Annotated in this window: 12 protein-coding genes; 5 read left to right on the forward strand and 7 right to left on the reverse strand. The window is 42.6% G+C overall.

Features of this window, described 5'->3' with window-relative positions; translation table 11 throughout:
• Positions 1-116 precede the first annotated feature (116 nt).
• A complete protein-coding gene (locus NDN13_RS16420) occupies positions 117-1,340 on the forward strand; it encodes a magnesium transporter CorA family protein (protein WP_251116222.1) in 1,224 nt (407 codons plus the stop codon).
• 313 nt (positions 1,341-1,653) lie between these two features.
• On the opposite strand, the gene NDN13_RS16425 is transcribed toward NDN13_RS16420, so the two are convergent.
• From NDN13_RS16425 to NDN13_RS16450, 6 genes are all read right to left on the reverse strand, one after another.
• On the reverse strand, positions 1,654-1,980 hold the full coding sequence (locus tag NDN13_RS16425) for a chaperone modulator CbpM (RefSeq protein WP_251116223.1): 327 nt from the start codon (positions 1,978-1,980) through the stop codon (positions 1,654-1,656).
• A gap of 11 nt (positions 1,981-1,991) precedes the next feature.
• Positions 1,992-2,936 carry a DnaJ C-terminal domain-containing protein gene (locus NDN13_RS16430; RefSeq protein ID WP_251116224.1) on the reverse strand — a complete coding sequence of 315 codons (945 nt, stop codon included), beginning with the start codon at positions 2,934-2,936 and terminating at the stop codon, positions 1,992-1,994.
• 142 nt (positions 2,937-3,078) lie between these two features.
• Positions 3,079-3,690 (reverse strand): LysE family translocator, encoded by a 612-nt coding sequence (locus NDN13_RS16435; RefSeq protein ID WP_004802380.1) that lies wholly within the window; start codon positions 3,688-3,690, stop codon positions 3,079-3,081.
• Positions 3,691-3,808: 118 nt separating this feature from the next.
• Positions 3,809-4,684 (reverse strand): Hsp33 family molecular chaperone HslO, encoded by an 876-nt coding sequence (gene hslO, locus NDN13_RS16440; protein ID WP_251116225.1) that lies wholly within the window; start codon positions 4,682-4,684, stop codon positions 3,809-3,811.
• A gap of 118 nt (positions 4,685-4,802) precedes the next feature.
• A complete protein-coding gene (locus NDN13_RS16445; protein ID WP_251116226.1) occupies positions 4,803-6,623 on the reverse strand; it encodes a cation:proton antiporter domain-containing protein in 1,821 nt (606 codons plus the stop codon).
• A 120-nt stretch (positions 6,624-6,743) separates the two neighbouring features.
• Positions 6,744-8,969: a primosomal protein N' gene (locus NDN13_RS16450; RefSeq protein ID WP_502799568.1), complete on the reverse strand. Its 2,226-nt coding sequence runs from the start codon at positions 8,967-8,969 to the stop codon at positions 6,744-6,746.
• 161 nt (positions 8,970-9,130) lie between these two features.
• Between NDN13_RS16450 and gspF the strand changes: the two genes are divergently transcribed.
• The 3 genes from gspF to NDN13_RS16465 all read left to right on the forward strand — a co-directional run bounded on the left by gspF (position 9,131) and on the right by NDN13_RS16465 (position 11,505).
• On the forward strand, positions 9,131-10,336 hold the full coding sequence (gene gspF, locus NDN13_RS16455) for a type II secretion system inner membrane protein GspF (protein ID WP_005200431.1): 1,206 nt from the start codon (positions 9,131-9,133) through the stop codon (positions 10,334-10,336).
• 17 nt (positions 10,337-10,353) lie between these two features.
• Positions 10,354-10,896, forward strand: coding sequence for a type II secretion system major pseudopilin GspG (gene gspG / locus NDN13_RS16460; RefSeq protein WP_285292157.1), 543 nt, complete (start codon positions 10,354-10,356; stop codon positions 10,894-10,896).
• A gap of 264 nt (positions 10,897-11,160) precedes the next feature.
• The gene (locus NDN13_RS16465; RefSeq protein WP_171550408.1) at positions 11,161-11,505 is read left to right on the forward strand and encodes a hypothetical protein; all 345 of its coding nucleotides are present in this window, start codon (positions 11,161-11,163) and stop codon (positions 11,503-11,505) included.
• 56 nt (positions 11,506-11,561) lie between these two features.
• On the opposite strand, the gene NDN13_RS16470 is transcribed toward NDN13_RS16465, so the two are convergent.
• A complete protein-coding gene (locus NDN13_RS16470; protein ID WP_005200416.1) occupies positions 11,562-11,825 on the reverse strand; it encodes a DUF2798 domain-containing protein in 264 nt (87 codons plus the stop codon).
• A gap of 245 nt (positions 11,826-12,070) precedes the next feature.
• On the opposite strand from NDN13_RS16470, the gene NDN13_RS16475 reads away from it, so the two are divergent.
• Positions 12,071-12,409, forward strand: coding sequence for a tRNA-binding protein (locus NDN13_RS16475; RefSeq protein ID WP_026057580.1), 339 nt, complete (start codon positions 12,071-12,073; stop codon positions 12,407-12,409).

Here is a 12,409-nt window from a genome sequence, read left to right on the forward strand (position 1 = left end):
CCATGCTGTACATGTGAGGCTTTTTTATTGGATGTCGTTTCAGTCCTGTAATAGCCGTAGCTTTTTATCTGTCTTCGTGGCAGCATTTCTATCGCCATTCTAATCTCTATTGTCCTATGCAACTTTATTATTTTTATCGTCATAACAGTGAAAATACGATTTTTATCAGTGCGGAACAACAAACAGAACATACGCTTGAATTTTTATGGGTGGATAGTCTTAGGCCGGATCTGGTGAATCATACAGAGGCTTGGCAGAAGAATATTTATGAGCATACAGGATTGGTACTGAATGAATTCCATTTGCGGGATTTACTCAATATCGAACACCCTTGCGCATTTGATACCGTCGAGGAATATGACCTGTTGGTGTTTCGCAAACTGATTAGCCCGGACGACCAGATTTTGGCAAATGAGAGTGCTTCAGAATCACATGAAAGTGTTTTTGGTTTGGCGACCACACCCATGAGTTTTATCTTAACACCTACGGTTTTGCTGAGTGTGAGAGAGCAGGGCAATCAGGCGGTAGAGAGCTATATTCAGCGTATTCAGACCATTATGGGACGACCGAGTACCGAGCAGAATAAACCACGTAAATTAGCCAGCACCCCCGCAGATTTATGCTTACGCTTATTGAATAGCATGATTGATGGTTATCTGAATTTACGCACGCCCTTAACCCGCCGTGTCGAATATTGGCAACAGCAGCTCTTACAGGGCAATCGCCGTTTTAAGCAGTGGCATCAATTGTTCCATGAGGATATGGCCTTTCAGCAAATCGAGAATCTCTGTGAAGAGCAAATCGAAACCTTGCAGGAATTTAGAGATGAACTGGTCGATAATTATCATCATGTGGTGGGTGAACATAAGCATAAAGCGCAAGATATTCTGTTGGTACGCCTGAACGATTTGATGAGTCATGTGGAGCGGGTGCAAAAGCATACGCTACGTTTAAGAAATGCCATTCAATCAGCCATCGATTTGCATTTCTCAGCAATTGCCAATCAAACCAATGAAAACATGCGTATCTTGGCGATTATTACTGCCATCTTTGCACCACTGACTTTATTGACTGGGGTCTATGGCATGAACTTTGAGTTTATCCCTGGGCTGAAGTCACCTGTTGGCTTCTGGATCATGCTGGGTGTGATGCTGATGAGCACAGTATTTTTACTGTATTATTTTTATCGACAGCATTTGGTTGGGCGTGGTGAACGCAGTGTGATTGATTTGCTGGCCCAACAGCATCGGCAGCGTAATTTTAATCTGCTCTGGTTTTTGGATTATGAACCGATTAAGCAAACGCTGAAAGAAGTGGAGAAAATGACCAAGCTGAAATAACAGGTTTCGTTCAAATATCTCATTGTTAAAAAGTAATTTTTAGCGGAGTCATACTGAGTTCTCATCCGTTCTCAGGATTAACTACTTCGTCTTGCACTTCACCAAAGCTTTAATCGCTTTGGTTCGTTCAGGCTCGCCTTACTTTGGTTTCGCCCAAAGTAAGCAAAGGCATCGTCATCCACAAAACCTGTTTATTTCTTGGATTGATTTCATTGTTTCGCAGAAACAATATTTTTTCTAGACCATGCAGGTTGTGGATGACCCTCTCGAGTATCAGGTTTTATCTAGTTGTTCGTTAAATTAAGACTATTGGTTAATGAAAATGTTTGAGCTGTTTACGGAGTTGCTGTACTTCATCGATTAAATCCAGCATCACCGCGACAGCAGACAAACTGGCGTCAAAGTCGCGTTGCAAGCGATAGGCGCGTCTAGCCCGACTCACATCTTCACCAATAAACTGATAGCTGTGTGGTTCTACAGAGATTTGTAAAATATCATAATCAATCAGTTTTAATACCCAGTCGGTACTTTGACCGCATGCTTCGGCGAAGTGTTCGAGATCAAGTGCCAATTGTTCATCAATGATTTCAACTTGGCTGTGACCGTCATATTGAATTTCTTTGTATTGAATGGTTGTCATGATCTTACTCCTTATGAGGCACGAGGTCGGAATGAAGCAAATGCATTGGCAAATTGTTGATAAGCTTGCTGATCTTGCTCATTGTGCACTGGCGGTAAAACAATATTAATGATTAGGTACAAATGTCCTGCAGTTTTGTTTGGAATTCCTTTGTCTTTTAAACGTAGTTGTTGCCCATTTTTTGCATTTTTGGGTAAATTTACTTTGAGCTGTCCAGCAGGGGTGCTGAGTTCTATACTTTGCCCTATACCTGCTTCCCAAGGACTGACATCAATGGTTTGATAGACATCAGCACCTTCAACACGAATTCGATCAGTATCTTTATATTGAATCTCGATATACAGATCACCATTTTCACCGCCGTTAACACCACTTTGACCTTGACCATTGAGGCGGATTTGTTGACCTTCTTTCATGCCTTTTGGAATTTTAACTTCCAAGGTTTTACGTTGTACCTCAGGTTCACCATAGACGTTATAAGTCGGAATCTGTAGGGTAATTTGTTGAGTTGAACCGTGATAAGCAATATCTAAATCAACTTGAATGCTGGCGTGCTGGTCTTCACCACGATAGCTGCGTTGCTGGCGTTGTGAACGTTGTTGCCCGCCGCCAAAACCTGAACCAAAGCGGCCAAATAAGTCCTCAAATCCACTAAAGTCAGCCCCGTCGCCTGAACTTTGACGGTAAAATTGGGAGCCATCAAAACCACTATGCTGGCCTTGGCCCGCATTAGAAAAGCCCTGAGGATGATCCAGCATTTGGTCATATTCTGCTTTTTTAGTACTGTCACTCAAAGTGTCATAGGCGACGTTAATCGCCTGCATTTTGGCTTCGGCATCGGCTTCTTTGCTAATGTCAGGATGATATTTACGCGCCAATTTTCGATAGGCTTTTTTGATTTCATCTGCTGTGGCGCCTCTTGAAACACCAAGCTCTTCATAATAATTTTTTGCCATGATCTATAATAAATATAATGATGTGTTTGTTTCATTATGAAACGAATCCAAGAGATTTCAATGGATTCGATTGTATAAGACTTGTTCTGTTTGGCTAAAAATGTACACCGCTATGGCTTTTAATGTGGACTTGAGGCCGATTTTAGAGAAAGGTATCAACCAGACCATAAAGTGCAATCAAGACCAGCAGGACGCCACATAGTCCCAGAATCTTCGGATAGATACTGCTTTGAGAGAGACTGCGGAAGAACAGATACACCAAAGACAGGGTGAGGAAGTCCAAAATAATCCAAGTCACAGTCAGTAGGCTTAAACTGAAATTGATGTTCGGTGAGATATGAATAAACTGCGGGAAAAAGGCTGAAAAGAAAATGATGTCTTTCGGATTGGAAATCCCCACCAGAAAGCCTTTTTTAAAACCGCCGCTTTGTGCAGATACGGTTTGAATAGCGGTTGGATGTGGTGCCTGAAGCACTTCTTTAATAATGCTATAACCCAGATAGGCAATATACAGGCAGCCCAATACCCGAATGGCTTTTAGGTAATTCTCATCAATAGTCAGAAAACCTTTGAGAATGAGTACGGAAATAAAAATCAGGATTAAAGAAGCGAAATTAGTTCCAAAAATTGTCTCTAGTGCTTTTTTATAGCCACCCTTAAGGCCAGCACTGGCCACCAAAATCATCACAGGACCAGGGGTCGCAATCAGTACAACCACACTGATGATAAACAGCAAATATTCGAAGTAATTCATAAGTCAATTTTAGGTCTATGTTATTGGGAGATTTGAGCATTGTTTTATCGCATAGACCTTAATACAAAATAAAAAAAGACGGAAGCCCGCCTTTTTTTATTTTTTAACATTTAGTCAATTAACTTAAATGTTCACCGAACAAGCCTAAAGCTTCTTCTGCGGTAAATTCATAACGTGTATTACAGAACTGACAATCCATCTGGATTGGGTTTTGAGCTTCAAGTGTTTCATGAACTGCAGTCACACCGATTTGGATCAAGGCATTGGCACAACGTTCTTTAGAGCAGGTACAGCCAAACTTTAATTGCTCAACTTCAGGTAAACGCACTTCTTCTTCATTATACAAACGATAAAGAATTTCATTGGCCGAAAGATCTGTCAGTTCTTCTGGTTTCAAGGTTTCAGTCAACATGGTCAAACGCGGCCATAAATCTTCGTCTACCAGTTTTTGCTCTTCTTCATCATTACGAGGAAGGAGTTGAATCAATAAACCACCTGAACGCTGCTGATTGGTTGCCAACACAATATGTGTCGGAATCTGTGCAGACAAATCGTAGTATTGGGTCAAGCAACCCGCCAAAGTGGGTTGATCAAGCGGTACGATCCCTTGATAGCGCTCACCGTGTTCAGGTTCAATATTGATGAACAATACTGGATTGCTGAGTGCAGCAAGCACAGTACGGCTGTCTGTACCTTCGACAAAGCGAGGATCTTCTTCATAATCGGCCAAAGCGCGAACTTCACCTAAATGGTTACATTCAGCCATGGCCCATTTAAATGTGCCTGTCGCTTGAATCTGTAAGCTAATACGGCCACGAATCTTCAATGTGCTGGCCAGTAAGGCCGTTGCACTGAGCATTTCACCCAAGAGGCTTTGTACCGCAGGCATATATTCACGTTGCGCCAAAATGGTTTGTAGTGCTTCTTCCAAATGAACCACTTCACCGCGAACAGGACAGTCTTCGATAAAAAAGCGTTGGCGTAAATCAGACATATTTTTCTCCAGTACCCCCTAAGGGGAAACAAAGCAATAGATTGCTTTGAAAAGCACTTTGGGCTTTATAAAAAGGTGCATGGTTATGCAGTCAATAATGGTGTCAGTTTGCCAAAACTCAAGATGTTTCATTGAGTGAATTTGCATCACTTTGTGTGTTTTGCTCATTGCTCACACGATCTACAGGCAAAGTTTTTGTATTTGCAAATAAATACTCAAGTTCAGCCATGGCATTGGGGTAGCTTTCGAGTATCTCTTGCTGATCATGAGCCCAATGCTGCTGTATGAGCAGTTGTTGATCTTCCTGTTCGAATCGCGCAATCTGCGTTTCAGCTTCTTCACTCGAAAGGCCTGTTTCAAGCAAAGCTTGCTGCGCCATCTTTAACGATGAGGCATAGGTTTCACGCCAAATCTGTGCGATGCCTAAACCATGCAGTAAATGCGCATGGTGACGGTCACGAGCGCGGACTAAAAGCACTAAATCTGGGTAGTTCAAGCGTAGATGCCGCGCCAAGTTCATACTGTCTTCCACATCATCAATTGCAACAATCAATAATTTGCAGTATTCGATGCCTGCAGCACGTAGGTTTTCGACTTGGGTCACGTCGGCATCAATAAAACGGTGCCCGTATTGTTCAATAAAGTCGGCATCAGGTTGATTGCTATCGATCACACTAAACTGTTTGCCTTGTGCATGTAAGGTTCGTGCAATGACTTGTCCAAAACGCCCAAATCCAATGATCAGAATTGGATGTTGTGGAACATCGGCATCAACCACCGCGATTTTACTCTTTTGTAGCATGGGCAAAATTTTTCGATCAAATAGTGTATAGAGCAAGGGGGTGAGCAGCATCGAGGCCAAGATAATCAGGAAGGTCGATTCTAATAATGCTGTACTGATTAAATTTTCACTTTCTGCCAGCTTGAGCAGAATAAAACTGAGTTCGCCGCTTTGCGCCAAGGTGATTGCAAACAGGGTGCTGAGCTTGGTATAGCGCTGTTGGTAATAGCTGATTGCACCAATCACAACGGCCTTGATCAAGAACAAGCCAAAGACTGAAGCCAAGATCAGCAGTGGTGTCTGAGTTAAAGGGGTCAATGAAAGGCCTAAGCCAATCGCCAGAAAAAATATGCCTGTCGCTGCATCTTTAAAGGGTTCAAGAATACGTTCAACTTCAGTTTTAAATTCGGTTTCTGCGAGCAGCAATCCTGCTAAAAATGCAGCAATCAATATATGGATATTGAGAATATCCATAATCAAGATCACGCTCAGCAGCACCAATAAGCTAAGAACAGGAATCAGATGGATACTGTGTTTACGGGCTAAAAAACGGAATGCAGGCCGAACTAAATAACGACTGGCGAGGAACAAGCCGGAAATAGTGGCAATGATCGCAGCAAAATAGGCAATCCCGTGACGGGTTGAGGCCGTGTCTTCGAGTAAAGGAAAGAGTGCAATCAGAATGACGGCAATAAAAGCCTGAAACTGTAAAGTCGCCAGCGTTGCTTGCCCTAATTTATGATTGAGCTGTTGTTTTTGTTGGAGTAGTTGTTGTGGGAGAATGACCGCAGAAAGTGCTAAAGCACATCCGAGAATCAGACTGATCTGCATGTGATGAAACAGGATGAAACATGCTCCAACCAGCAGGATAGTGGTGACGAGGTATTGTAAGCCACTGTTTTTTAAGATACCTCTGCGTTCTGCCCACAGTTGTAGCGGACGAAAAGCCAGCCCGATAAAGAACATCACCGCAACCATACCGAAATGCAGTAGTTGCTTGATCAGTTGCGGGTCTTCAATCAAACCAGAAACGCTGGAACCAAGCAAAAGCCCTGCAATGAGATAACCCAAAACAGTGGTCGAGGCATAGCGTTTTGTCAGTGGGACAAAAATTAAAACCGCAGCCAGTAAAAAAATAATCGGGAGTACGAAAGACATTGAATGCCTCAATTTTTCTATTTTGTCTAGACTAACTCAAATGAGTTGTCTGTAAAAATATGATCTGCAAAGATGATATTGGAAAACGTTCGATCATTTGAATAAGCTCAGGCTCAGCTTCTAACTAAACTCTTGCGGATCAACATCAATCGAGAGTCTCAGTAGGTGCTGGCGAGGTAAGTGTACGACGTGTTGCCACCATTGGCGCAAATAAAAATGCAGTTTTGCTCGATCGCTAGACAAAATCACCATATGTGCACGATAACGGCCTGCTTTACGTTCCATCGGTGCGGGAATCGGTCCCCAAATATCGACGATCTCGCCTGCCATTGCTCTCAGCTGTTGGGCAATATCTGCTAAGAATTGTTGGCTATAGTCGCGATCTTTAGATTCAACCCGAACCAATACTGCATAGCGATAGGGTGGTAACATCGCGATTTTGCGATCAGCCAGCATTTGTTTGGCGACCGTGCGGTAGTCATGCTCAATTAAAGTGGTCAACATCGGGTGATCAGGGCGCAGACTCTGTAAATAGACACTGCCTTTATGCTCGCCCCGACCAGCACGGCCGGCGACCTGTACAATCAGTTGTGCGGTTCGCTCAGGTGCACGTGGGTCAACACTGAGCAGTCCGGCATCAATATCTAAAATCGCAACCAGCGTCACATGCGGGAAATGATGCCCTTTGGCCAGCATTTGTGTGCCCAATAAAATACTGGGCTTATTTTGCTGAATGCGATCATAGATCTTTTGCCAGCTCCCCACTCGACTGGTGCTGTCCCGATCAACTCGAATCACCTCATTGTGAGGAAACAATTCTTGTAAGTGTTCTTCAAGCTTTGCCGTGCCTGCACCAATGGTTTTTAAGCTTTGCTTCTGACAGGCAGGACAATGATCAGGCAGGCGATTGATGGTGCCGCAGTGATGGCAATGTAAATAATGGTAGGGCCGTGAATGCAAAGTAAAATGCGCATCACAATGTGGGCAGTTGGCTTGCCAACCACAGCTTTCACACATCAGGATCGGTGCATAGCCGCGTCGATTTAGAAAGATCAGCACTTGTTCTTTACGCTCTAATGTATGCTTGATCTGTTCGATGAGCGTTTGGCTGAGTCCGTGCTTCTTTTTTGCGATTTTTAAGTCCACGACATGCATCTTCGGCAGTACCGCCACGCCTGCCCGTTGATTTAACTCAAGCAAATGTAACTTGCCCGATTCGACCAAGTGATAACTGTCGATACTCGGTGTGGCAGAGCCGAGAATGACGGGGCAATTCTGCAAATGTCCACGATATAGGGCCACATCACGGGTATGGTAACGAAAACCTTCTTGCTGCTTAAAAGAGAGATCATGTTCCTCATCCAAGATGATTAAACCCAGCTGAGGAAGTGGGGTATAAATTGCGGAACGTGTGCCAATAATAATCGAGGCTTTGCCCGTTTGCGCATGTTGCCAAGCTTGTAGGCGTTTCGAGTCATTTAAGCCTGAATGCAATAAGGCCACATCACAATGAAAACGTGACTTAAAACGAGCGACTGTTTGTGGCGTCAGGCCAATTTCAGGCACCAGCACCAATACTTGTTTGCCTTGTTTTAACACCTCATGCATGACTTGCAAATAGACTTCAGTTTTGCCACTTCCAGTCAGGCCATCAAGTAAAAAGGCTTGATAATGATGCTGTGCTTTAAGGATCTGTTGAATGGCTTTTTTCTGATCGTCATTGGGGGTTAATGGTACTTGCGCCAGTTGCACGGGTGTTGGGGTGAAATCATGCGGTTCCAGACAGCACTCAACCAAGCCTTTCTTTTCCAATGCTTTCAGGGTTGAGGTTTCTACACCACTTAGATTGAGCACATTTTCAGTGGTGCCGTGTGGATGCAGCTTTAAAACCTGATAAGCATCGTATTGTTTTTGAGAGCGTTTTAATAAAGAGGCCGGGTCTTCATGGGGTGTGATCTTCCATAAATGAAATAGAATATCTAAGGCACGCCCTTGTCTTAATAAGCTGGGCAGGGCACTTTGCATCACTTCACCAATCGGGAATTGGTAATATTGTGCTGACCATGTCAACAAAGTTAAAACTTGTTGGTCTAGAATCGTTTCCTGATCGAGTAATTCTGTGATGGCCTTAAGTTTGAATTGTCCTGTAAATACTTCGTGAGGATCTACTTTTTCAGTAATAATTCCCACGAGGTTTTGCCGCCCAAAAGAAATGGCAACGCGTGCACCAATTTGTGCCTGTGCATATTGCTCAGCACTGACTGTATAGTCAAAGGTGTCATACACATAGACGGGTATCGCGACTCGAATACGGTAGAGAATAGCGTTAGAATTTTGGCTAGGCATATAGGCTTCATTCATGGGTAAAATGACATGACTGCATGTCATGGAATTATGCTAAAGTGCGAAGTGTTATGTCGATGAATTTCTTGTGAAACGCTCAGGTTTCACTTCAAACACGGATGCAACGGTAACAACAACTATTTTGGGACAATTAGAACAGAACCATGCCTGCTTATCAATTTACTGCGCTTGATGCCTCAGGAAAGCAACATAAAGGTGTGCTGGAAGGGGATTCTGCACGCCAAATTCGTCAACAGTTACGCGATAAAGCATGGACACCCATTGCAGTCGATGCGGTTGAGCAAAAAGACAAACAGCAACAACGTTCATGGTTTAAAAAAAGCTTTAGTGCCTATGATTTGGCATTAATGACCCGCCAGCTTTCTGTGTTAGTTGCTGCAGGTATTCCATTGGAAGAAGCCTTGCGTGCAGTGAGTAAACAAAGTGAAAAATCACATGTGCAAAACCTATTAATTGCCGTACGCTCTAAGGTTCTGGAAGGACATTCACTGGCGAAAAGTATGCAGCAATCGGGACGCTTTCCCGAACTGTATATTGCCACCGTTGCTGCAGGCGAGCGCTCAGGCCATCTTGATTTAATCTTAGATCAGTTGTCGGACTACACCGAAAATCGTTTTGCCATGCAGAAGAAAGTGCAGGGTGCAATGATCTATCCGATTGTACTGATGCTGATGTCTTTCGGGATCGTGATGGGTTTGATGACCTATGTCGTACCTGAAATCGTCAAGACCTTTGAACAAAGCAAAGAAGCCTTACCTTGGATTACGGTTGCCTTGATGAAAGCCAGTGCCTTTATTCGACATACTTGGTTGGGCATGCTTATTCTGGCCTTTATCGCGATGATCTTGTTTACCCGTTTTTTAAGAACCACGGCAGGACATTATGCATTTGACCGATTAACGCTCAGACTGCCACTATTTGGTAAACTTTCGCGTGGTATAAATGCGGCACGTTTTGCCAGTACCTTATCGATTCTAACCCGTTCAGGGGTGCCTTTGGTTGAAGCCCTCCGTATCGGTGCTGAAGTCAGTAATAACTGGGTGATTCGTGATGCCATTGAAGTGGCGATGGAGCGTGTAACAGAAGGTGGTAATTTGGCAACGCAATTGGAGCGTTGCGGTTATTTTCCACCAATGATGGTACAAATGATTCGAAGTGGTGAAGCGTCTGGTGAGCTGGATCGGATGTTGGATCGGGCATCGACCATGCAAGATCGTGAGGTCACTACCTTTATTTCCACATTACTGGCGTTACTTGAACCCTTGATGCTGATTTTTATGGCAGCAATTGTATTGGTGATTGTGATTGCGGTAATGTTGCCAATTATTAATATGAACAATATGATTTAATGAGTGACATGTAAGAGATGAATATGAATAATTCAATGAATAAGCACAATGTTGAACAAAGCTTGAATGCTTCTCCTGTTACGGAATCTTGTAACTCAGAGCATAGCTCTTTGTCTTGCGCTCGGACAAAGTTTCACTTTGTTAATCCTCGCTCAGGATTTACACTCATTGAAGTGATGGTTGTTATTGTAATTTTAGGTGTTCTGGCTGCACTGATCGTTCCGAACGTGATGGGTCGTGGTGAAAAGGCCAAAGTGGATACCACCAGTATTACCTTAAAAGGTGTTGCGGGTGCTTTAGATCAATATAAGTTGGACAATGGTCGTTACCCATCGATGCAAGATGGTGGTCTAGATGCGTTGGTGAATCAACCTGCTTCTGCAAAGAACTGGTTACCGGGTGGTTATGTCAAAGGCGGCTATCCAAAAGACAGTTGGGAGAATGATTTACAGTATGTGATCCCAGGTCGTGAAGGTCGTGCATTTGATTTATATTCGTTTGGCGCGGATGGTAAAGAAGGTGGCGAAGGTAATGATGCGGATATTTATTATCAGCCATAATGCTTGAATAAAATATCACTTCACTTTTGCATTAAATAAATAGGGAGTGAAGTGATAATGTTTCTTAATTCAATAAAACAACATAACTATTTGAAAAATATAGGATGAATAAAATATTAAATATGTGAGAGTTATAATAAGAATTATTCCCATATTTGATAGTTACAAGAAAAATAAATTATGCAGAAAAATAGACTATTTCTTTAGATCAAAGCTTTGCATAATAAATTCAAGCCATTGAAAAATAAGATGTGGAGAAATCAGATGAAAGCATTCTTTATGTTGGATGAACTGAATCAGTTTCATTGGGCAATGCTTAAATCTGTATTGCTCATCTTAAGCCTATTACCCTTTAGTGAAGGTGCTTTAAGCTTGTGGCAAGCTTCAGAAGGAAGTAGTCAAATCATGATCGGCTTTTTTGCATTGAGTATGTTGAGTGCATGGTTTGTATTGTGTTTTTTAAGTGCCTTAAAAACCAGTGTCTGGGATAACCAAGAGCTGATTTCTAAATATGAGCAGCTTGTATTTAAAGCCTATCGATATATTCCGATGCTGTTTTTATCGAGTCTGGTGGCGTATTTATCGGTGCAATTGTCGATTAATTTCTAAGCCGAAGATATTCAAAAAAACGTAGACCCAAGATCTACGTTTTTTATGGTCTAAATTTAAACTGGTCGAACCAAGAGCATTGTCATTTTACGCACGATAGGCAAGACCAAGAGCAGCACAGGAAATGCGATCAGCCAAGAAATTCCCCATGCTGACATCCACGTTGCAAAAGAGAACTGCTCAAACCCCATACTTCTGAGCGTACTAATACAAGACACAATAAAAGTCATAATAATGGACAAGAAGAAGGGTAAAACAATGGATGCGTAACGATTAGGAATTTTTTGAAAATTAAAAGAAGAAGATTTTGAACTCTGCATTTTTTACTCCGTAAACCAACAAACGCCAGTGCCTTATCCAAGATAAAAAATATCTTGATCAAATAGCTCCAAGCCTTGTTGGAGATATGTTGGCACGTTGATTGACGTAAACGTTTACGGCTTTATGATCAGCAAAATTAATTTAGCATGAAGTTGCGCAATTGAAAATAAAAATAAGCGTATTTATTGAGTTGGATAGATTCGCTATGCTGCAACTGGGCTTAAAAGAGAGAAAAGGAAAAAGCATGCAACAGATCGAATGGAATGACTTTACTAAGGTTGAATTACGTGTGGGTAGAATCATTCAAGCGGAAGTGTTTCAACAAGCGCGAAAACCCGCTTATATTTTGCAGGTGGATTTTGGTGAAGAGCTGGGGATCAGAAAATCCAGTGCACAAATTACCAAGCTGTATCAGCCTGAGAATTTGATTGGAAAATTGGTGGTTGCTGTCGTGAATTTCCCGAAAAAGCAGATTGGGCCGATTCAATCCGAATGTCTGGTGACAGGTTTTCATAATGCAGATGGGGATGTCGCGCTTTGTGTCCCAGAGTTTGATGTTCCTCTGGGCACAAAGTTACTGTAA

Origin of the sequence: Acinetobacter sp. C32I, assembly GCF_023702715.1 — a bacterium.
Lineage (GTDB): Bacteria > Pseudomonadota > Gammaproteobacteria > Pseudomonadales > Moraxellaceae > Acinetobacter.